21 protein-coding genes and 1 pseudogene are annotated in these 22537 nt (G+C 28.0%); 16 read left to right on the top strand and 6 right to left on the bottom strand.

The window, feature by feature from the left end:
• Window positions 1-12 precede the first annotated feature (12 nt).
• The 7 genes from neuB to L8X97_RS03290 are packed head-to-tail and all read left to right on the top strand — an operon-like array spanning window position 13 to window position 7492.
• A complete protein-coding gene (neuB, locus tag L8X97_RS03260; RefSeq protein ID WP_263662625.1) occupies window positions 13-1017 on the top strand; it encodes an N-acetylneuraminate synthase in 1005 nt (334 codons plus the stop codon).
• Window positions 1007-2167 carry a UDP-N-acetylglucosamine 2-epimerase gene (neuC, locus tag L8X97_RS03265; protein WP_263662626.1) on the top strand — a complete coding sequence of 387 codons (1161 nt, stop codon included), beginning with the start codon at window positions 1007-1009 and terminating at the stop codon, window positions 2165-2167. The genes neuB and neuC overlap by 11 nt, the downstream gene beginning before the upstream one ends.
• Entirely contained in the window at window positions 2164-3192 is a 1029-nt protein-coding gene (locus tag L8X97_RS03270; protein ID WP_263659302.1) for a nucleotidyltransferase family protein, read from the top strand. Before neuC ends, L8X97_RS03270 begins: the two co-directional genes overlap by 4 nt.
• Window positions 3189-4091, top strand: coding sequence for a Gfo/Idh/MocA family protein (locus tag L8X97_RS03275; RefSeq protein WP_263662627.1), 903 nt, complete (start codon window positions 3189-3191; stop codon window positions 4089-4091). The genes L8X97_RS03270 and L8X97_RS03275 overlap by 4 nt, the downstream gene beginning before the upstream one ends.
• Window positions 4084-4791 (top strand): acylneuraminate cytidylyltransferase family protein, encoded by a 708-nt coding sequence (locus tag L8X97_RS03280; RefSeq protein WP_263662628.1) that lies wholly within the window; start codon window positions 4084-4086, stop codon window positions 4789-4791. The genes L8X97_RS03275 and L8X97_RS03280 overlap by 8 nt, the downstream gene beginning before the upstream one ends.
• Window positions 4791-5555 carry an oxidoreductase gene (locus tag L8X97_RS03285; protein WP_263661224.1) on the top strand — a complete coding sequence of 255 codons (765 nt, stop codon included), beginning with the start codon at window positions 4791-4793 and terminating at the stop codon, window positions 5553-5555. The genes L8X97_RS03280 and L8X97_RS03285 overlap by 1 nt, the downstream gene beginning before the upstream one ends.
• Window positions 5555-7492, top strand: coding sequence for a motility associated factor glycosyltransferase family protein (locus L8X97_RS03290; protein ID WP_263662629.1), 1938 nt, complete (start codon window positions 5555-5557; stop codon window positions 7490-7492). The genes L8X97_RS03285 and L8X97_RS03290 overlap by 1 nt, the downstream gene beginning before the upstream one ends.
• Before the next feature lie 4 nt (window positions 7493-7496).
• Here the strand turns inward: L8X97_RS03290 and L8X97_RS03295 are convergent, their stop codons facing one another.
• Window positions 7497-8297, bottom strand: a complete 801-nt coding sequence (locus L8X97_RS03295) for a glycosyltransferase family 2 protein (RefSeq protein WP_263662630.1) — start codon at window positions 8295-8297, stop codon at window positions 7497-7499.
• A gap of 52 nt (window positions 8298-8349) precedes the next feature.
• On the opposite strand from L8X97_RS03295, the gene waaF reads away from it, so the two are divergent.
• The 6 genes and pseudogenes from waaF to L8X97_RS03325 all read left to right on the top strand — a co-directional run bounded on the left by waaF (window position 8350) and on the right by L8X97_RS03325 (window position 14702).
• The gene (gene waaF / locus L8X97_RS03300; RefSeq protein ID WP_263662631.1) at window positions 8350-9270 is read left to right on the top strand and encodes a lipopolysaccharide heptosyltransferase II; all 921 of its coding nucleotides are present in this window, start codon (window positions 8350-8352) and stop codon (window positions 9268-9270) included.
• A pseudogene (locus tag L8X97_RS03305) lies at window positions 9271-10774 on the top strand (MBOAT family O-acyltransferase). It abuts the gene before it with no gap.
• 8 nt (window positions 10775-10782) lie between these two features.
• Window positions 10783-11910, top strand: a complete 1128-nt coding sequence (locus L8X97_RS03310; protein ID WP_263659311.1) for a hypothetical protein — start codon at window positions 10783-10785, stop codon at window positions 11908-11910.
• Between the two features lie 92 nt (window positions 11911-12002).
• On the top strand, window positions 12003-12305 hold the full coding sequence (locus tag L8X97_RS03315; protein ID WP_039619003.1) for an HU family DNA-binding protein: 303 nt from the start codon (window positions 12003-12005) through the stop codon (window positions 12303-12305).
• 96 nt (window positions 12306-12401) lie between these two features.
• Window positions 12402-13304: a cysteine synthase A gene (cysK, locus tag L8X97_RS03320; RefSeq protein ID WP_263659312.1), complete on the top strand. Its 903-nt coding sequence runs from the start codon at window positions 12402-12404 to the stop codon at window positions 13302-13304.
• Window positions 13305-13316: 12 nt separating this feature from the next.
• Window positions 13317-14702 (top strand): replicative DNA helicase, encoded by a 1386-nt coding sequence (locus tag L8X97_RS03325; RefSeq protein WP_257938844.1) that lies wholly within the window; start codon window positions 13317-13319, stop codon window positions 14700-14702.
• Here the strand turns inward: L8X97_RS03325 and tpx are convergent.
• Genes tpx through L8X97_RS03340 form a run of 3 tightly spaced genes read right to left on the bottom strand, consistent with a single transcriptional unit; the run spans window position 14699 to window position 17731 of the window.
• Window positions 14699-15217, bottom strand: a complete 519-nt coding sequence (tpx, locus tag L8X97_RS03330; protein ID WP_263659313.1) for a thiol peroxidase — start codon at window positions 15215-15217, stop codon at window positions 14699-14701. The genes L8X97_RS03325 and tpx overlap by 4 nt on opposite strands.
• 11 nt (window positions 15218-15228) lie before the next feature.
• Window positions 15229-16572 (bottom strand): magnesium transporter, encoded by a 1344-nt coding sequence (gene mgtE, locus L8X97_RS03335; RefSeq protein ID WP_133319709.1) that lies wholly within the window; start codon window positions 16570-16572, stop codon window positions 15229-15231.
• Between the two features lies 1 nt (window position 16573).
• Window positions 16574-17731 carry a M23 family metallopeptidase gene (locus tag L8X97_RS03340; RefSeq protein ID WP_133319708.1) on the bottom strand — a complete coding sequence of 386 codons (1158 nt, stop codon included), beginning with the start codon at window positions 17729-17731 and terminating at the stop codon, window positions 16574-16576.
• A gap of 127 nt (window positions 17732-17858) precedes the next feature.
• Here L8X97_RS03340 and L8X97_RS03345 point away from each other — a divergent pair, with 127 nt between their 5' ends.
• The 3 genes from L8X97_RS03345 to L8X97_RS03355 are packed head-to-tail and all read left to right on the top strand — an operon-like array spanning window position 17859 to window position 20763.
• Window positions 17859-18569, top strand: a complete 711-nt coding sequence (locus L8X97_RS03345) for a plasminogen-binding N-terminal domain-containing protein (protein WP_412175093.1) — start codon at window positions 17859-17861, stop codon at window positions 18567-18569.
• Entirely contained in the window at window positions 18569-19951 is a 1383-nt protein-coding gene (locus tag L8X97_RS03350) for an FAD-linked oxidase C-terminal domain-containing protein (protein ID WP_133319706.1), read from the top strand. The genes L8X97_RS03345 and L8X97_RS03350 overlap by 1 nt, the downstream gene beginning before the upstream one ends.
• Window positions 19951-20763, top strand: coding sequence for a YihY/virulence factor BrkB family protein (locus L8X97_RS03355; protein ID WP_133319705.1), 813 nt, complete (start codon window positions 19951-19953; stop codon window positions 20761-20763). The genes L8X97_RS03350 and L8X97_RS03355 overlap by 1 nt, the downstream gene beginning before the upstream one ends.
• Here the strand turns inward: L8X97_RS03355 and L8X97_RS03360 are convergent.
• Both L8X97_RS03360 and L8X97_RS03365 read right to left on the bottom strand, forming a co-directional pair.
• Window positions 20710-21969, bottom strand: coding sequence for a ComEC/Rec2 family competence protein (locus L8X97_RS03360; protein ID WP_263662632.1), 1260 nt, complete (start codon window positions 21967-21969; stop codon window positions 20710-20712). The genes L8X97_RS03355 and L8X97_RS03360 overlap by 54 nt on opposite strands.
• Window positions 21966-22529, bottom strand: coding sequence for a DedA family protein (locus tag L8X97_RS03365; protein ID WP_133319703.1), 564 nt, complete (start codon window positions 22527-22529; stop codon window positions 21966-21968). The genes L8X97_RS03360 and L8X97_RS03365 overlap by 4 nt, the downstream gene beginning before the upstream one ends.
• Window positions 22530-22537: the final 8 nt, after the last annotated feature.

Here is a 22537-nt window from a genome sequence, read left to right on the forward strand (position 1 = left end):
AGTGAAAATATCATGAAAAAAACCTTAATTATAGCAGAAGCTGGAGTTAATCATAATGGTGATATAAATTTAGCTAAAAAGCTTATAGAAGTAGCCAGTGAAGCTGGGGCTGATTTTGTAAAATTTCAAACTTTTGTAGCTGAAAATTGTATAAGTAAAAATGCCAAAAAAGCAGAGTATCAACTCCAAGCTACTGATGAAAATCAAAGCCAGTTTGATATGGTTAAAAAATTAGAACTTTCTAAACAAGATCATGAAATTTTAATAGAACATTGTAAAAAATTTAATATTAAATTTCTTTCCACTGCTTTTGATTTAGAAAGTATTGATTTGCTTGTAAAATTTGATATAGAAATTTTTAAAATTCCAAGCGGAGAATTAACTAATCTTCCTTACTTGAAAAAAATTGCTAGTTTTAATAAAAATATCATCTTATCAACAGGAATGGCTACTTTAGGTGAGATTGAAAAAGCTTTAGATATTTTGGTGCAAAATGGTACTCAAAGAGATAAAATCATTATTTTACATTGTAATACAGAATACCCTACACCTTTTGAAGATGTAAATTTAAGGGCTATGCAAACTTTAAAAAAAGCCTTTTGTTTGCCCGTAGGATATTCTGATCACACTTTGGGTATAACTATACCTATAGCAGCTGTAGCTATGGGAGCTTGTGTGATAGAAAAACATTTTACTTTAGATAAAAGTATGCAAGGGCCTGATCATCAAGCTTCCTTAGAACCTGAAGAATTAAAAGCTATGATTAAATCCATAAGAGAGCTAGAACAAGCTTTTGGAAATGGTGTTAAAATTCCAAGCAAAAGCGAAATTAAAAACAAAGCCATTGCTAGAAAATCTCTTGTAGCTAAAAAAGTTATAAAAAAGGGCGAATGTTTTAGTGAAGAAAATCTTACCACAAAGCGACCGGGGGATGGAATTTGTGGTATGAAATATGATAAATATTTAGGTAAAATTGCTAGTAGAGATTATGCTGAAGATGAGTTAATTGATGAATAGAAAAATTTGTGTTATTAGTGGCACTAGGGCTGAATGGTATTTGTTAAGAAATTTATGTAAATACATTGAACAAGATAATGAATTAACTTTGCAGCTTATTGTTACAGCAGCTCATTTAAGTCAAGATTTTGGTTTTACTTATCAAGAGATTGAAAAAGAATTTAAAGTAAATAAAAAAATTTCCATTTTGCTTAATAACAATGACGGCGTAGGTATTTGTAAAAGTATGGGGCTTTTACAAATTTCACTTTGTGAAGCTTTTGAAGAATTAAAACCTGATATTGTGGTGATATTAGGCGATAGATATGAAATACTCTCTTGTGCTAGCGCTTGTTTGGTAATGCAAATTCCCTTAGCGCATCTTTGTGGAGGTGAGCTTACCTTGGGAGCTATTGATGATAGCATTAGGCATGCTATTAGTAAAATGGCGCATTTGCATTTTGCTAGTACTCAAACTTATGCAAATAGAATTTTGCAACTTGGAGAAAGTAAAGATAGAGTTTTTAATGTAGGTTCTCTAGGGGGAGAAAATATCAATAATATGAATTTTTTAAACAAGGAAGATTTGCAAAAAGAATTGAATTTGATATTTGATGAAAATATATATTTAATAACTTATCATCCTCAAACGATACAAAAATCAAGCGTTAAAAAAGAAATAAAATTATTGCTTGAATTTTTAGATAATTTGGAAAATTCTACTTTAATTTTTACGAAAGCAAATGCTGATGAGAATGGCTTATATATTAATGAGCTTTTAAATGAGTATTGTATAAAACAATCTCATAAAGCAAAGTTATTTGATAATTTGGGCTCTAAAAGATACTTAAGTTTAATGAAAATAGCAAATATGCTTATAGGAAATAGCTCTAGTGGAATTTGCGAAAGTCCTTTTTTAAGAATTCCTTGTATCAATATAGGTAACAGGCAAGAAGGAAGAATTTTTGCTGATAATATTATAAATTGTGATATTTATCATTTAAAACAAGCGTTTTTGTATGTTAATACCAAAGAATATCAAGATAAGCTAAAAAATTTCATTAATCCTTTTGAGTGTGAAGGTAAAAATACAAGTCTAATGATAAAGGATATTTTAAAAAATATTTCTTTGGAAAAAATTTTATATAAAAAATTTGTGGATATGCAATGAGTATTGAAAAATTAAAACTTGCTAAAAATGCAAGCATACAAGAAGCTTTAAAAATTATAGGTAGTGAGCGTGTTAGAATAGCTTTGGTGGTAGAAAATGATAAATTTTTAGGTGTAATTAGTGATTCTAACATTAGAAGAGCTTTATTAAATGGCAAAAAGCTTGAAGATAGTATAGAAACAATTTATACTAAGAATTCGCTAACTATTAAAGAAAATACAAGTAAAGAAGAGCTTTTAAAATTAGCTAGTCAAACTGATATTTATGATTTTCCTGTCTTAAATAGCGAAAATGAAGTCATAGCTATAAAATCTATTGCTTCAATTCTTAAAGAAAAAAGCTTTGAAAATGAAGTAGTTCTAATGGTTGGAGGTCTTGGAAGTAGATTGGGTGAACTTACCAAAAATACTCCAAAACCTATGTTAAAAATAGGTAAAAAACCAATACTCGAAAATATTGTTTTAAATTTCAAAGAACAAGGTTTTAAAAAGTTTATATTTTGTGTAAATTATAAAAAAGAAGTTATTTGTGATTATTTTCAAGAAGGCAAAAGTTGGGGTGTTGAAATTTCTTATATTAAAGAAAAACAAAAACTTGGCACTGCCGGGGCTTTGTCTTTGGTGAAAGATATGAAAAAATCATTTATTGTTATGAATGGAGATATTTTAACTAAACTTGATTTTGATCAACTTATTCAAGAGCATAAAAAAAGTAAAGCAGTGATGAGTGTGGTACTTAGAGAATTTGAGCAACAAATTCCTTATGGTGTTGTGAAAATTTCTAACAATGATATAAAAGATATAGAAGAAAAACCTATGCAGAAATTTTTAGTTAGTGCTGGAATTTATGTATTAGAACCAGAAGTTTTAAAGTATATCAAAAAAGATGTGTATTTGGATATGCCTAATTTGATTAAGCGATTGTTAGATAAAAAATTAAAAATAAATTCTTATATATTGCAAGATTATTGGATTGATATAGGAAGACTTGAAGAATATGAAAAGGCGATTGTGGATTTTCAATGAAAGCTTTGATTGTAGGATTTGGTAGTATAGGAAAAAAACACTACTTAGCTTTAAAGCACTTAGGTTATGAAGTTAGCGTAGTTTCAAGAAGTTATAAAAAGAATGATTTGCAATGCTTTAAGAGCTTGCAAGAAGTAAAGTTAGAAGAAATTGATTTATTTGTTATAGCAACTATAACGATAAATCACTATGAAACTTTAGAATCAATCGATAAAAAAGTAAAAGGCAAAACTATTTTAGTTGAAAAGCCTTTATTTGAAAAATATAGAGAGTTTAACTCTATCAATGGTAATTATATTTATGTAGCTTATTTGCTACGCTTTCATCCTTTAGTGGAAAAAATAAAAACTATTATACAAAAAGATCAATATATTTATTTTGTTGAATTTAATTGCTCATCATATTTACCAAACTGGAGAATTTGTGATTATACTCAAAATTATAGTGCAAAAAAAGAATTAGGCGGAGGAGTTTTATTGGATTTATCCCATGAGCTTGATTTAGCGTATTATTTTTTTGAAAAATTAAAATTATTATATGCTCAAAATTTAAAAATTTCTGAACTTGAAATTAATAGTGATGATTTTGCATTTTTATCTTTAAAATCTAAAAAAGAATTAATTCATATCAAACTTGATTATTTTTCTAAATTTACAAAAAGAGAGATTGTTTTGCATTCTCGTGATAAAACTTATAAGGCAGATTTAGTCAATAATAAATTATACATTTTTGGAACAACTACCTCGTTGCAGGTGGAAGAATGCCAAAGTGATACGATAAAAAATTTAATAAGTCTTCATGAAAAAATTATAGAAAAGGATTGTAGTGTGTGCAATCTTTATGAAGCTTTTGATGTTTTAAAATTATGTGATGAAGTCAAAAGGAGATCTAGTGAATAATATTTTATGCACAATATGTGCAAGAGGTGGTAGTAAAGGGGTTAAAAATAAAAACATTAGAAAAATTAATGATTTGGAATTAATTGCTTATAGCATAATCCAAGCAAAAAATTCTCAACTTTTTAAACATATTGTAATTAGTACAGATAGTGATGAAATAGCACAAGTTGCTTTAAAATATGGCGGAGAAGTTTTTTTCAAAAGAGATGAAAATTTGGCAAAAGATGATAGTGCTAAATTGCCTGTTATAAAAGATACTTTATTAAAAAGCGAAGAGTATTTTAATATCAAATTTAACACCATAATAGATCTTGATGCTTCTGCGCCTTTGCGAAATAGTAAAGATATTTGCAAAGCATATGAGCTTTTTAAACAAGAAAAAAAATCAAATTTAATTACAGCTACTCCAGCAAGACGCAACCCGTATTTTAATCTAATAGAAGTAGATAATGATGAGGTAAAAAAGTCTAAAGAAGGAAATTTCGCTACGCGTCAAAGTGCTCCAAAATGTTATGATATGAATGCTAGTATTTATATTTTTACTAGGGAAAAATTGTTAAAAAATGATACTTTATTTGGAAAAGATACGAGCTTGTATATAATGGATGAAAAGACAGCTTTTGATATAGATAGTGAGTTTGATTTTGAAATAGTTGAATTTTTAATCAAAAAGGCTAATTTAAAACAGGAAGATTTTTAATGATTAAAGATAAAGTAGTATTTATAATAGGAGCATGTGGCCGTATAGGGAGTGCTTTGAGCAAGGCGTGTTTAGAACATAATGGAAAAATTATCATTGCAGATATTAATGAGGAAGGATTATTTCACTTAGTATTAAAATTAAATAATAAAGAACGCATTTTAAGCAAAAAAATTGATATAAACGATTATAAAGCAATTGAAGATTGTTTAAAAGAAGCTGTTTTAAAATTTGGAAAAATTGATGCTTTTGTTAATTGTGCTTATCCTGTGAGTAAAGATTGGGGGAAAATTGCTTATTATGAAGCAAGTTATGAACAAATTTGTGAAAGTTTGAATTTGCATCTAGCTAGTTTTATTTTTATAGCTAATATAATGGTAAAATTTTTTAAAAAGCAAGGCTTTGGAAATATTATTAATTTAAGCTCAATTATGGGTGTGTATGCACCTAAATTTGAAAATTATAAAGGAACTTCTATGCAAAGTTCCTTAGAATATAGTGTGATTAAAGCTGGTATTAATCATCTTGGTGTTTGGCTTGCTAAGGAGCTTTTTAATACAAATATAAGAGTAAATAGTGTAGCCTTTGGCGGTATAAAAGACAATCAACCCCAAGTGTTTTTAGATGCTTATAGAAAGTGTTGTGCTTCCAAAGGTATGTTAGATGCTAATGATGTGTGCGGGACTTTGATATTTTTAATGTCAGATTATTCTAAATTTATAACAGGACAAACTATAATAGTAGATGATGGATGGGGACTTTGATGAGTATTTTAGAAAATAATATTAATGCAGTGTTTGATCATAATTTAAAAGAGCAATTAAAAAAAGTAAATCAAACTTATCAAATAGTGCAAGGTGATGATAATTTAGATATAAATATTATAGATGGGGGGGGGGAGGGGCATAGGCTTTATGATAAGCCGCTAGAAGAATTAAATAAAACATTAAATTTATACAATGATAAATATCTTTTATATCCTATATTATTCTTTTATGGTTTTGGAAATGGAATTTTATACAAAGCTCTTTTGCAAAATCCAAATCATAAGGTTATTTTAGTATTTGAACCTGATGTAAATATAATCTATACTATGTTCAAAGCGATAGATTTTTCTAAGGAATTAAAAGAAAATAGATTATTACTACTAGATCCAAATAATGAAAATATCAATGATTTGAAAAATTTGTTTTTAAGCAATTTGATATTTAAATTTTTAAGGACTTATTTTTTAGAGATACATTGTGATTATTATGATGGCAAGTATCAAGAAGAAATTTTGAAATTAAATTCTTTAATACAAGATGCTATAAAAGAAAATATAATTTCTATTGGAGATGATCCATTAGATGCCTTGCGAGGTATAAAACATTTTACACAAAATATTCCTAAAATGATAGCCAATCCAAGCTATAAAGAATTATTAAATAAAAGAAAAAATTTAAGTGATACAGCTATAATAGTCTCAACAGGACCTAGCTTAACTAAACAACTTCCACTTTTAAAACAATACCAAAACAAAGCCAGTATATTTTGTGCTGATAGTGCTTATCCTATACTTGCAAAAGCAAATATTAAACCTGATTATGTTTTTTCACTCGAGAGAACTGATTTTACTAGTGAATTTTTTAACAATGATTTTGGTGAATTTGATAAAGATATATTATTTGTTATTAAATCGGTTACTCATCCAAATACTATTAAGTATTTAGAAAAAAATAAAAGAAAATATATGATAGTTTCAACTCCAGAATATTTTTTTAAATATTGTTCTTTAAATGATTTTGGGTATTTTAACATGGGATGGAGTGTTGCTCATATGGCCTGTTATTTATCGGTTCATTTAAAACATAGTAATATAATATTTATTGGGCAAGATTTAGCTTATGGTGAAAGTAAAGTTTCGCATGCTATTGGACATATATACGGAGAACATGATTTAGATGATGAAGGTTTATACAAAGAAAATTTAAAAACTGAAGCTTATGGTGGTGGTAAATATATTGAGAGTTCATCTATATGGATTTTTTTTAAGAAAGTACTTGAAAATGATATTCTTACTTTTAATAAGATGAATATGAAAATTTACAACTGCACTGAGGGTGGAGCAAGAATAAATGGAACTATTGAAAAGCCTTTTAAGCATATATGTGAAAAATTATTAAAAAAAGATTTGAACAAGCCTTTTACAAAACTTGAAAATTTAAATTTAAATAAACAAAATGAATTATTATTAAAAGCATATTTCAAAATTATAAAAAACATTAAACAATATGAAAATTTAAAAAAAGAATTATGCGAAAGAAATATATCTATAAATAAAAATTTATTACATATTGATAATTTAGATATTCAAGATTCTATACATATGTTTGAATTAATATTAAAACAAATTGATGAACTTAAAACTAGCATATATCGTTGTGGTTTGTTAAATGGACCTTTAATCAGACAATTTGAATTAAATTTAGCAAGAATTTATGTGTTAAATCCAAAAACACAAGAAGATAGTTACAATAAATCAATGCTTTGGATAAAAGAACACCTAGATTGGATAAAATTAATCATAGCTCATATAGACTCTCAAAAGGAAGTTTTACAAAGAAGTATAGTTACAACTAAAGATGAGCTTATAGAAAAAGGTTTTCTAAATTTAGTAGAAAAAATCGAACAAAGAGCTTTAAAAAATGTCAATTTTTGATATTTTATAATCTATTTTTTAAATTTATTAAATCGATTTCAAAAATTTCAAGTAATTTTTCATTAAATTTTTTATAATCACACGAGAGCTTTTTTATAAGCTCAAAACTTCTTTTTTTATCTTTGTAATTTTGCCATAAAATTTCTTTATTTTTGTTTTCATATCTACCATTGTCATTAAATTCATAGCGGTATGTACATTCTTTCGATACAAAAAAGCTCTCACTTAGCATAAAAATTATATAGTTAAAAAGCACATCTTCTCCATAACAAAGTTTTTCTTTAAAATCAACATGCTCAAAACTTTTTAAAATCAAATTTTTCTTATATACTTTTGCCCAAACACTCCAACAAAAATGCTTTTGTTTAAGTAAAAATTCCAAAAATTCATCTTTTTTAAAAAGTTCATCTTGTTTAAATCTATAAAATTTCTTAAATTTCACCCTATGTACATATGCATCAAACACTACCATATCTACATTTTTGATTTTTTCAAGTCCAACTTCACAAGCATTAAGCTCTAAATAATCATCAGGATCTAAAAACATTATATAGGGTGAGCTTGAATTTAATACACCTATATTTCTACTAGCAAAAGTTCCTAAATTCTCTTCATTATGTATGATTTTTATCCTATCATCTTTACTAGCATATTCTTTAGCTATATCTATACTTTTATCATTGCCAAGGTCGTCTACCACAATGATTTCTATATCTTTAAAAGTTTGTTTAATACAACTTTCTAATGCTCTAGCAATATACTTTTCCACATTATAGGTTGGTAGTATGATGGAAATTTGACTCATTTTAGCTCTTTATTTTTTGATATAATTATAGCTTTTATTTTTAAGGAAAATTATGAATATTTTTATCAACCTTCCTACTTGGCTTGGTGATGCGGTGATGGCTAGTGCGGCTATTTATGCTATGAAAGAAAAATACCCTCAAGCTAAATTTACTTTTTATGGTTCTTTTGTAAGCACAGAGCTTTTTAAACGCTTTGAAAATGCTCAAATTTTAGTAGAAAATAAAAAGCAAAGATATAGGCAAATTTTAAAAGCTAGAAAAAACCTTGGTAAATTTGATCTAGCTTTTTCGTTTCGCTCGGCATTTTCAAGCAAGATCATTTTAAATCTAATCAAAGCAAAAAAAAGATTTTATTTTGATAAAAATATTCTAAAAGAAGAACACCAAGTCTTAAAATACTTAAATTTCATAGAAAAAGCCTTAAATTTTAAAGCCACTTCAAATGCTTTAAAACTCCCTATAAAAGCAAAATCAACTCAAAAAATCTTAGGTATAAACCCGGGTGCACATTTTGGAAGTGCGAAAAGATGGGAAGCGAGCTATTTTGCAAGGGTAGCAAAAGAATTTAGCTCAACTCATCAAATTTTAATCTTTGGAGTAGAAAGTGAGAGAGAAATTTGTGATGAAATTGAGTATTTTTTTCTAAAAGAAGGTATCAAATCAAAAAATCTTTGTGGCAAAACTAGTATTTATGCTTTATGTAAAAATATTTCTATGCTTGATTTGCTCATCACAAACGATAGTGGTCCTATGCATATAGGTGCAGTTTATGGGGTGAAAACGGTAGCTATTTTTGGCTCGACTAAATTTAGTCAAACCTCGCCTTGGCAAGAAAATGCTAAAATAGCACATTTAAATTTAGCTTGTATGCCTTGTATGCAAAAGGTCTGCCCTTTAAAACACCATAAATGTATGAAAGATTTAAAGCCTGAAGTGGTAATAAATTTAGCAAAAAATATTTTAGGAGTGTAAATGGTTTTTAGTTCTTATGAATTTATATTTATATTTTTACCTATAGTTTTAATTATATTTTATATACTTAAAAAATTTAATCATATTCAAAGCGCAAAATTATTTTTAGTTTTAGCAAGTTTATTTTTTTATGCTTTTTGGAAGGTTGAATATGTTTTGATTTTATTGCTTTCTATGGGTGTGAATTTTTATCTTGCAAATTTAATTTTACTTAATAGGGGGGGGGGTAAAGCTATTATTTTATAGTGGTGTGTTTTTTAATTTAGCTTTACTTGCTTTTTTTAAATACACTGATTTTCTTTTAGAAAATTTTAATGTATTTTTTCAAATAGTCCAACTAGATTTTAATATTCCTTTGCCGCATATATTACTACCTTTAGCTATATCTTTTTTTACTTTTCAACAAATTGCTTTTTTAGTAGATTGTTATAAAAGAACAAATATAGAAAGTTTAAAAAGTGAAAATACATATAAAATAAATATTTTAGATTATGCTTTGTTTATAACATTTTTTCCTCAACTTATAGCAGGTCCAATAGTACATCATAAAGAAATGATGCCTCAATTTAAGAGTATGCTTTGGAATAATTCTATTCTTATTAATTGGGAAAATATAGCTAAAGGATTATTTATATTTTCTATGGGTTTATTTAAGAAAGTATATATTGCTGATTCTTTTGCGCTTTGGGCTAATGCAGGGTTTAAGATAGTTGAAAATGGAGGTACTTTAAATATTTTTGAAGCTTGGGCAACTTCTTTATCTTATACTTTTCAGCTTTATTTTGATTTTAGTGGCTATTGTGATATGGCTATAGGTATAGCTTTGTTTTTTAGTATAAAACTTCCTATTAATTTTAACTCTCCTTATAAAGCATTAAATATAAGTGATTTTTGGAGAAGATGGCATATAACATTAGGTAAATTTTTAAAAGATTATTTATATATACCTTTGGGTGGTAATAGGGTTTCTAAGATTATAAATTTAAGAAATCTTTTTATAGTGGCTTTTGTAAGTGGAGTATGGCATGGAGCTGGATGGGGTTTTGTGATATGGGGAGTGTTGCATGGACTAGCTATGGTACTTCATAGAATATATTCATTTATAACCCCAAATGCAAAATTTAAAGAAAGCATCATTTATAAAATATTTGCATGGTTTGTAACTTTTAATTTTATTAACCTTGCGTGGATATTTTTTAGAAGCGAAAATCTTCAAGGTGCTATAAATCTTTTAAAAGCTATGTTTGGTATAACTTGGATGGAATTGCCAATAAAATGGCATAGAATGAAAGAATCTTTAGCGCAAATTAGTGGTAGTAATGAAACTTTAATTTACATCATCGTTTGTATGATTTTATGTATTGGGTTTAAAAATAGTATTGAAAAACTTGAAAAGTTTAAAGCTAGTTATATAAATTCTTTATTAGTCATGCTTTTTTTATATATAGCTTTGATAACTTTAGGAGTGGTTCCTTATACTGAATTTATTTATTTTAATTTCTAAGGATAAAAATGTTTAAATCATATAAAAAATTTGTAATTTGTTCTTTATTAATACCTTTGCCTTTTATATTGTTTTTAGGAGTTTTGCTTTATGTGTACGATCCATTGCAGCTTTATCATGAACCTTGGTTTAGAAAAAAAACGTATTACAATGATTTAACTATTAGCTCCAAAGGTATAATCGATCACAATAAATTTGATTCTATAATTTTTGGAACTTCAATGCTTCAAAATACTTCATCTTTTGAAGCAACTTCTAAACTTGGAGGGCAATTTATCAATTTATCAATAGGTGGAAGCACTTTTGAACAAAGAAAGATTATTTTAGACTATATATTGAAAAAACATACTATTAAACATTTAGTAATATCTTTAGATGAATTTGCAATTATGGATGTAAAATTTCAAAATTTTTCTAATTTTAGCTATTTATATGATCAAAACACCTATAATGATTTAAAAATTTATCTTAATAAAAAATTTATTTTCTGCGCATTGAAATTTTCTAGTAATAAAAAATGTGTTGGAGATGATACTGAGTTAGAAAATTTACCAAAATGGATTAAAAGCCCAATTGCACAAAAACAATTTGGAGGGATTGGAAATTGGATTAAAAATATAGAAGAGGGTGTCCGAAAGGATATTAAAAAAATTGTGCAATTATACAATGGAAATTACATACATGATTATTCGAGTATAGATCTTAATGTTTTAAAAAATCATATTGATATTTACATATTTAACTATGCTAAAATGTATCCAAATGTCCAGTTTTCTTTAATCTTACCAACTTATTCTAGAGTTTATCACAAGATGGCACAGGTTGATTTTCAATATTACCAACAATGGGTAGATTTGGTAAAATATATTATTTTAAAGTCAAAAACACTTGAAAATGTTAAAATATATGGATTTGATGATTTAGATTATGCAGATGATATTGCAAATTATAAAGACTTAAATCACTATAATATAGACATGAATTCAATGCAACTTGATGCTATTAAAAACCAAACAAACATTTTAACGCCTGAAAATATGGATGAGTATTTTAAAATTACGGAAGAAAAAATCAAAAATTATGATTTAAATCCTTTAATTGAGCAAATAAAAGCAAGCGGTATTTTAGATAAATAGTGTAAATAAAAGCTTTTTTTGCATGAAAACCTCTTGCAAAAGCTTGATAAATGTGTTAAACTTAACAATCATTTTTAATCAAGGAGCTTTTTATGACTAAAGCAGATTTTATTTCTCAAGTTGCTCAAACTGCTGGGCTAACTAAAAAAGATGCAACTGCAGCTACTGATGCAGTAATCGCTACTATTACTGATGTATTAGCTAAAGGTGATAGCATTAGCTTTATCGGTTTTGGTACATTTTCTGTAGCTGAAAGAGCTGCTAGAGAAGCTAGAGTGCCAAGCACTGGTGCTACTATTAAAGTACCTGCTACTAAAGTTGCTAAATTTAAAGTAGGTAAAAACCTTAAAGATGCAGTTGCTGCTGCTAAAACTGCTAAAAAAGCTAAAAAATAATTCTTTGCGCAAAAGTTAAAAAACTTTTGCGTTTTTCTTCATAGTTAAGTATTAATTTTCTTTTGATATTGTTTTTAAAAATATTAAAGGAAGACAATGTCAGTTTATAATAATATCTTAGATTGTATAGGTAATACCCCGATTATTTCTTTAAAAGAATTTGCTCCAAATCTTTATGCTAAATGCGAGTATTTTAATCCAAGTCATTCTATAAAAGATAGAGCGGCTGTGGAGATGATAAAACAAGCTTTAAATGAAGGTAAAATCAATCAAGAAACAACCATTATAGAAGCTACAAGTGGAAATACCGGCATAGCTTTAGCAATGATTTGTGCAAGCTTAAAGCTTAAACTTATCATAGCTATGCCTGAGTCTATGAGTATTGAGCGTAGAAAAATGATGAGTTTTTTTGGTGCAAAGCTAGAGCTTACTCAAGCAAGCAAAGGTATGCAAGGGGCGCTTGATAGAGCTAATGAGCTTTTGAGTGAAATTCCAAATTCGTTTATGATAAGTCAATTTGAAAATATCAACAACAAAAATGCACATAGAAAAAATACTGCTTTAGAAATTTTAAAAGCTTTACCCGATCTTGGTATTTTTTTAGCAGGTTTTGGTACAGGTGGAACTATTAGCGGGGTAGGAGAAATTTTAAAAGAACACAATCCTAATGTCAAAATCATAGCCTTAGAACCCGCATCTTCGCCACTTTTGAGTCAAAATACCGCTGCAAGCCATAAAATTCAAGGTATAGGTGCAAATTTTATCCCTAAAATTTTAAATCAAAAAATCATAGATGAGATAGTTTGTGTAAGCAATGAAGATGCTATAAATACAGCCTTAGAGCTTGGTAAAAATGGCATAATGGCAGGAATTTCAAGTGGTGCAAATGTATATATGGCTAGAAAAATTGCTTTAGAAAACCCTGATAAAAAAGTCTTGACTATGTTAAATGATACAGCCGAGCGATATTTGTCAACTGATTTATTTGCAAATTTATAATTAGGGGTGTGTATGAGTCAAAATAATGAGCATTTTGATTTAGATCTTGAAAGGGCGATTTTAAGTTCTTGTATATATAGTGAAGATTCTTTTTTTAGTGTTTCTTCGGATATTGAAATTAATGATTTTTCGCTCAAAGCTCATCAAGATATTTATAAAGCTATTTTAGCTTGTGTGAATGCAGGCGAGCCTATAAGTGCAAGTTTTATAAGAAAACATAAAAAAGTAGATGAGCAAATTTTAGCTGAAGTTTTAGCTACTACTTCCATAGCAGATGTGAGTAAATACGCTTATGAATTAAGAGAAAAATCCATTAGACGCCAACTTTTAAATTTTGCTTATACTATACCTACAAGGGTAAATGAAGATAAAAGCATTTCTCAAATCTCAGATGAAATAGGCAAAGAAATTTTTAATCTTACAAACCGTGTAAATAGTAATAGTATTAAGGATATGACTATGGTGATGTCTGAGCTTATGGATGAGTTTAAAAAGCAAAAAGAAGCTGAAAATAAAGATATTTTGGGACTTGATACAGGTTTTAGTGAGCTTAATAAAATGACAAAAGGTTTTAAACCTGGCGATCTTGTAATCATCGCAGCACGCCCTGGCATGGGAAAAACTACAATTTGTTTAAATTTTATAGAAAAAACACTAAGACAAAATAAAGGTGTTGTGATGTTTTCACTAGAAATGCCTGCTACGCAAATCATGCAAAGATTAATCAGTGCAAAAACTTCCATTCCTTTGCAAAAAATTCTAATCGCAGATTTAAACGATGATGAGTGGAGTAGGGTAGGTGATGCTTGTAATGAATATGCACAAAAAAATCTTTATATTTATGATAGTGGTTATGCTAGCATAGCAGACATTCGTTCAATTTTACGCAAAATCAAGGCTCAAGATGAGAGTATTGAGCTTTGCGTAGTTGATTACATCGGCCTTATGATGAGTAATTCAGCTTTTAATGATAGGCATTTGCAGGTGAGTGAAATTTCAAGAGGTTTAAAGCTTTTAGCAAGAGAATTAAATATGCCAGTAGTGGCACTTTCGCAATTAAATCGTTCATTAGAAAGTAGAGCAAATAAACGACCTATGCTTAGTGATTTAAGAGAAAGTGGCGCTATAGAACAAGATGCAGATACGATTTTATTTGTATATAGAGATGAGGTTTATAGAGAACAAGAAGAAAAAGAAAGAGAAAATAAAGCCAAAAATGAAGGCAAAACTTATGAGAGAAAATTTATGCCAAATCCTGTGCAAGAAAAAGCTGAGCTTATTATAGGTAAAAATAGAAATGGTCCTGTAGGGCATGTAGATTTGCTTTTCTTAAAAGAAAAATCGTGCTTTATTGAAGCTCCAAAAGAAGATTTTATAGTTACCAATTTTGAAGGTTAATTTAAAGAATAGCGATAATCGTTTTGTATAAAAAGCTCTAAATCTTTAAAATCAATTTTTCCCATCAGCTCTTTTACGAGCTGTTTGTATATTATTTTTTCATCTTTAACTACAAAAGCTGATCTTGCTAATAATCCTGCAAATATACTATCATGTATTAATACTCCATAATTAGTGCCAAAATCTTTAAAGGCAAAATCACTTGCAACTATGATATTATCAATTCCTTCAGTTGCACAAAAACGATCCATAGCAAAAGGTAAGTCCATGCTAACAACAATCACTTCAATGTTTTTTATAGATGCCAATCTTTTGTTAGTTTCTTTAGCTTGTTTGGAGCATACTTGAGTGTCTAAGCTAGGAAAAGTTAGTAAAATTTGAGTTTTTCCAGGTGGTGCTATTTCTACTGAGGCAAGATTTTTAGTTTTTAAAGTCACTTTTGGAGCATTATCGCCAATTTGTAGTTGATTTCCTATGAGTTTTATGTTTTGTTTTTTATATATAATGCTTGACACAATTTTCCTTTTTATAATAAAATCATCTTAGCTAAAAGTAAAAAGCTGAAAAAACCCAAACCATCAGTAATTGCAGTAATCACAACACTTGAACCTACCGCAGGATCAATTTTAAATTTTTTCAAAGTTAATGGCACAAAAGAGCCTACAAAACCGGCTAAGGCTAGATTGATTAGCATTGACAAAGCTATAACAAGTCCTAAAAGGGCTGTTTTAAACCATATAAAAGCTATAATACTCATAACGCTTGCAAATATAAGCCCATTTAATAAAGAAATTCCACTCTCTCTTAATATAACTTTTTTAGCATCTTTGAATTCTACTTCATTGAGTGAGAGTTTTCTAACTGTTACCGCTAAGGCTTGTGAGCCTGTGTTACCTCCCATGGAAGCTACAATAGGCATAAGTACTGCTAGAGCTACAAGTTGTTCTATTTCACCTGAAAAAAGACTGATGATATTAGCTGAAATTAATGAAGTTGTAAGATTAATCATGAGCCAAAAAGCTCTTGCTTTAGCTGCTTTAAAAGCACTTTCTTCTTCAACATCTGCATCAACTCCGGCTAAATTATAAATTTGCTCTGTTGCATTTTCTTGGATTAAATCATGAATATCATCATAAGTAATTCTACCCAAAAGCACTCCATCATCATTTATAACAGCCAAAACACTTAAATCATAATCTTCTACTATATCAATAGCCTTTTGTATATCTTCATGATCTTTAATGCTATAACATTTATATTTTTCATTGTTGTTTTTAATAATATCTGCAAAACTTAGTTTAAAATCCCAAAGCAAGAGATCGCTTAGGTTGATAGCATTGCAAAGTTTTCCTTGTTTATCTATGATATAAACTTGAAAAATTTGATCTACTTGTCCTGAATGCTTTAAAATTCTATATCTTTTAATGGCCTTTTCTATACTTTCATTAATAGAGGCTGTGAAAATTTCTGTTTGCATATAAGCACCAGCGGTATTTTCATCATAATTTTTAAGGCGTAAAATTTCTTCTTTATCTTCTGAACTTAAGCGGTTTAAAATAGCTAAAGTTTTTTGTGGATTTAGCTCTTCAAAACGCTTAATTAAGTCTGTTGCATCATCACTTTCAAGCTCTTCTACTGCTTTTGCAATCTTTATAATGCTTAAGTTTTCTAAAATATCTTCTAAGATATGTTCAGGCGTTATAGTAGCTACATTTGCAAGTGTGTAAGTATCAAAAGATTTAAGAGTTTTTAAATAAAGCTCTTCATCATGCCTTTTAATAGTTTTTAAGGCTTCATTGATTTCATAGGTACTTTGATCTTTGAAAGTATTTTTTAAAAGTTCTTGTGCTTCTAAAAAATCATTCATCATCTCAAAGCTCCATAGAATTTTCTATATTTTGTTCTTTTGGTGGATTTTTATAATTTTCATCAATGCTTTGCAAGCGGTTTTCATACTCTTTTGCCATTTTTAAAAATTCTTCTTTGTTTTTTCCACTTAAGCTTGATTTTGGAATTTTAACTATAGTTTCAGGATTAATTGCTTTATTATTTAGATAAAGTCCAAAATGCAAATGTGGTCCAGTGCTCATACCAGTAGAGCCTACATAAGCAATCACTTGTCCTTGCTTAACTTTTTGTCCGCGTTTGATTTTTGCAAAGCGACTAAGATGAGCATATAAAGTCATATAGCCTGACATGTGTTTTACTTGTACAACCTTACCATAACCACCTTTTGTCCCAACAAAGCTAATCGTTCCATCTCCTGCACTTTTAACTGGAGTACCCGTTGGAGCTGCATAGTCAATACCTAGGTGTGCTCTATAGCGTTTTAATATAGGATGGTATCTTGCTCTAGTAAAACGATCTGAAATCCTTGTATATTTGACAGGTTTAGTTAAAAAGAAATTTTCAAGCTCTTTTCCTTGAGCATTATAATAAGAATCTTTATATAAAAATACAGAATATTCTTTACCTCTAATATTAGCTAAAGCTGCTTGGATATTAATATCGCCAAAAAGTCTTCCTAGTCTTCTTTTTTGCTCATAAATTAATACTACACTATCGCCTTTTCTAACATTTTTAAAATTAACACTATTTTTAAAAGCTCTTACCATAGCTCTTGCTAAGGTTACGCTACCACTTTCATCATAAACATCTTGATAAGCTGAATTGTTAATAGCTACGCGAATAGTTCTTTTTTCTTTGGTATAAGAAATTGGAGTAAAACTTAATACGAATTTATTTTCAGTGTTTTTGTAAATATGAATTTGTAAATCATCACTGATTGGGATTAAAACCTGTTCTAATTCTCCTTGATCATCTTTTAACATTTGGTATTTAATACCACTTGCAATTTCTGCACTTAGTTCTTTATCTTCAGCATCAAGATTATAGTATAAATTTAAAGGTATGGAGTGATCTTGTAAAAAATCAAGTAAAGTTTTGCCATTCTCCCAAGAAAGTTCTTCAACACTTGAAATAGCAAAAAGTTTTATCGATATAAGTAAAGATATGAAAATTTTTTTCATGGTATTTTAAAGCCTTCTAAAATTTAAACATAAATTTGTATTTTACTTAATTTTTCTTACAATTTTGTAAGGAAAATACAATATAATTTAATTTTTACACTTTTTTAAGGAGTATCAGTTGTCAAGAATTATTTTAATGCTTTGTTGTTTTTTAGCATTTTTGCAAGCTAAAAATTTTGATTTAATACAAACAAAACTTGAAAAAGTAGATGATATTTATGGTTATATAAAAGATGATCCTAGAATTTTATTGCACTCAAGTGGTATAGTTGTGCATGAAATTGATACACAAAAATCAATTATTGCAAGAGCTAGTGTGATAGGGCGTGAAAATGGCTTAGTTAAATTACAATTTAAAGTTTTTGATATGCTAGCTCAAGATGCTATGCCTTTACCAAATGTATTGCCACAAGTAGGCGATAAAATAGTTTTAAATTATTTATATGATAGAGCCTTGATTATAGCTCCTGATAAAAATGTGTATGATTTTATAGCTCAAAAATTAAATGGACTTTATTTTTTACACCCTGATTTATTTGGTGCTCATATGATACAAGAATACCGCCAAACTCCAAGAAGATCAGATTTTAGATCTTTTTGTTCAAAAAATGCTGTTGGGCTTTTAGTGGTAGCTTTAGAAAATAAAGCTGAGATAGTTGATTGTCAAGATTTTGGCAAGATAGAAGAATTTAACATACCTCAAGCTCAAAGTTTGCAAATTCCATTTTATTCAAGAATTACAGGTTATAAAAGCGATATTTTTAGCTTAAATGATGAAGCAATTGGAAATTATTATGTATATTATGAAAAATTAATTAGCTTAACTAGAGACAAATAATGCAAGAAATCCATCAAAAATTTTTTCAAGATCTTTTAGGGGTTGAAAATGCTCATTTTGATCCTATCCACAAAAGAGCGTATAGTTATGATGCTACTAAAAAGCATTATTTACCTGATGGAGTGCTTTTTCCAAGAGATGAAAATGATATTAGTCAAATTTTAAAATATTGTAATGAAAATAAAATCATCGTTATTCCTAGGGGCTCAGGTAGTGGATTTACCGGTGGAAGCTTAGCTATTAATGGTGGAGTAGTGTTAAGCTTTGAAAAACATATGAATAAAATTTTAGAAATTGATCTTGAAAATTTAGTTGCAGTAGTGCAGCCTGGTGTGATAAATATGGCTTTACAAGAAAAAGCAAAAGAATATGGTTTATTTTATCCACCTGATCCTGCTAGTATGGAGTATTCTTCTTTAGGGGGGAATGTAAGCGAAAATGCAGGGGGTATGAGAGCTGCTAAGTATGGTATAACTAAAGATTATGTAATGGCTTTAAGAGCTGTTTTACCTAATGGAGAAATCATTAGAGCAGGTAAAAAAACTATAAAAGATGTAGCGGGTTATAATCTAGCTGGAATTTTAATAGCAAGTGAGGGATCTTTGGCTGTGCTTAGTGAGATTACTTTAAAACTAGTAGCTTTGCCAAAGTTTAAAAAGACAGCTATGGGGATTTTTAACAGCATTGATGAAGCAATGAATGCAGTTTATAAAACTTTAGCTAAAGGTGTGACTCCTGTATCTATGGAATTTTTAGATCAATTAAGTATACAAGCATTAGAACAAAAATTCCAAAAAGGCTTACCTATGGATGCGGGTGCGATTTTAATCGCTGATGTAGATGGCAATGTAGAAGAGGCTATTGAAGCAGATTTAAAAATTTTGCAAGAGAGTTTTTATGAATCTGGCGTTAGAGAGTTTAAAATAGCAAAAGATGAGCAAGAAGCAGCCAATATTTGGTTTGCTAGAAGAAACTGCTCTCAAAGTATAGCAATGTATGGAAATTTAAAGCTTAATGAAGATATTACGGTGCCGCGTTCAAAACTGCCTGATCTTTTAAAAGGCATAGCTGAAATTTCTAAAAAATATGGTTTTAAAATCCCTTGTTTTGGTCATACTGGCGATGGTAATGTACATACTAATGTAATGGTAAGTGATAAAAATAATCCTGAGTTGGTTAAAAAAGGTTATGAAGCTGTGGAAGAGGTGTTTAAGCTTACAGTTTCTTTGGGTGGGACTTTAAGTGGAGAGCATGGTATAGGCATTTCAAAAGCTCCTTTTATGAAGCTTGCTTTTAGCGAAGCTGAAATGGACTTGATGAGAAATATCAAAAAAGCATTTGATCCAAATAATATACTTAATCCTTTTAAAATGGGACTTTGATGAATTTTAAAAACTTCATAAAAATTCTTTTAAGCATAAGAGATAAAGAAATTTTAAATTATGCTGCAGCTTTGAGTTTTTATACTATTTTATCTTTAATACCGCTTTTATTTTTATGTTTTTGGGTTTTTACTCAAATTCCAAGTTTTGAAATGTATCAAGAAAGAATTAAAAATTTAATTTTTACTTTTTTAATCCCAACTCAACAAGAATTAATAACACAATATATTAACACTTTTTTAAAAAATAGTGTCAATCTTGGTTTAATTGGTCTTTTAGCTATGGCTTTGACTTCTTTGGCATTTTTTTCAGGTTATGATTATGTTATTAATAAGCTTTTAGAAGAAGACTCTAAAAGTCTTTGGCATAGTATAAGTTCTTATTGGACTTTGGCAACATTAACTCCACTTGGACTTGGAGTGAGTTTTTACATTTCAGGTTTTATACAAAAAACCTTAGATGATTTTAATATTGCTTTAAATTTTTTTGAGATTTTACCTTATGTGATTATATGGGCTTTGTTTTTTACATCTTATTCAAGTTCAGTGAGTAAAAAAGGTGATTTAAAAACTTTGCTTATTAGTTCTTTTGGTGCTTCTGTGATTTGGTATATTTCTAAGATGATTTTTGTGTATTATGCTGTATATAATAAAACTTATTTAAATGTATATGGTTCTTTTTCTGTGATATTGTTTTTCTTTTTGTGGATTTATATTTCTTGGATTATTTATCTTTTGGGTTTAAGGGTTTATTTGATTTTAAATCAAGAAAATAAAGGGAATAAAACCAAGAGAAATTACAAAAAGAGCTAAATAACGATGAAAAATAGCCATGAAGGATAAAAATATATAAATAAGATAAATTTCTAATGGTATATGTAACAATATGCTATTTAATTTAAAATCAAATAATGCTAATAATATTTCATCTAATACATCTCCATAAGATAATAAATGCAGTAATAAACTTATAGGGTAAAATAAAGCAAATAATATGCTTAGAGGTATACCTAAAAATTGTTGAAAACTAATAAGTGGAAAAAAATATAATACAGGAATCATCATTGCTAAAAAAGTCCAAAAATTTATAAAAATAATATGAATATAATTTTTTGAAAAATTATCTTTAAAATGATGTAAATATAAATAAATATAAAATACTCCTAAACTTGAAAACAAAAAGCCAACGCTAAATAATAAATTTGGAAATAAGCTTATACATAAAATTACACTTAAGAATAAAAATTTAAAACTCAAAATTTTAATATTTTTGCTAAATAGATAAAAAGCAAAAATACTCATACATAAAGCTCTTATATAAGAAGGGCTAAAGTCTATTAAAAATATATACAAAATTAAAAGCAAGAAAGCAAAAATACTAATATCAAGTTTTAAACTTCTATAAGGAAAATATCGTTTGTGAAAAAAGGCATATAAAGGAGCAAAAATCAAAAAGCAAAAGCTAAATAGCAAGCTCAAATGATATCCACTAATAGCAATTAAATGCGCGATATTGTAAAAATTTACATCATTTCTAAGCTCACTTGATACATTTTTTGCAAAAAATAAAGCCCCGTAAAATTCTTTGATTTTTTCATTTTGATGTTGATTTAAAAAATACTCCACTAAGATATTTTCTTTTTGAGTATTAGTTTTATGAAAATCATAACTTGGTACAAAAAAATTTTTACTAAGATAATCTTTAAAGTTAATATTTTTAGTAATAATCCTAAGATTTATAATATCATTTTTACTTAAATTTAGATCTTTAAAACTAGTAGTGTAAAAAACAAAATCAGAATTTTTAATTTTAAAAACTTGGTATTTTTTACCTTTTTTATTAGTTTTTTGATAGCTAGATATAATGATATTATTTTTAAGCAATAAATGTTTTGTGAGTTTAAAATTTTGGTATTTTTTATACTCATAAGTGAGATTTAGGCTAAAAATTGCTAAAAAACATAATAATAAAATTAAAAATTCTCTATAAGGATCTTTTATAGAGAATTTTAAATTCATTTTTTCTTAGAAAAGCGTGATAAGTATAACCATATAATAAAAATTAAAGTGATTATAAAGGCAGGTGCTATATAAGGATGATTTGAAAAAATTTCAAAAGCCTCCTTTAAGGTGTTTCCAAAAATAAATCCAGCATAACCAAGTATTATAGCCCAAATTAAACTAGCTAGGGTATTGATGATAAAAAATCTTACAAAGCTAAATTTGCAAAGGCCTGCTGCTATAGGAATGATAGTTTTTACCCCGTAAATAAATTTTTGCACTACTAAAAGTAAATCTCCATATTTTTTGATTTTTATCATAGCAAGAGCGATTTTTCTTCTATGATTTTTAAAATAAGGCATTATGTCTTTTTTATAATATTTTCCTAGAATAAATAATAGGGTTGAACCTATGGTATTAGCCAAAAAGGCTAAAAATATACATAAATGCAAATCAAGTTTAGTTGAACTTGCGCAAAGTACCCCGGCAGCAAGTATGGCCACCATTCCTCCACCAAAAGAATAAAAAAATAAAATCAAATAACCATAAGTGCTAAGATTATCAATCATTTCTTGCATGAAAAACT

The organism is Campylobacter sp. CNRCH_2013_0671h (genome assembly GCF_025773055.1).
Classification (GTDB): Bacteria; Campylobacterota; Campylobacteria; order Campylobacterales; family Campylobacteraceae; genus Campylobacter_D; species Campylobacter_D lari_D.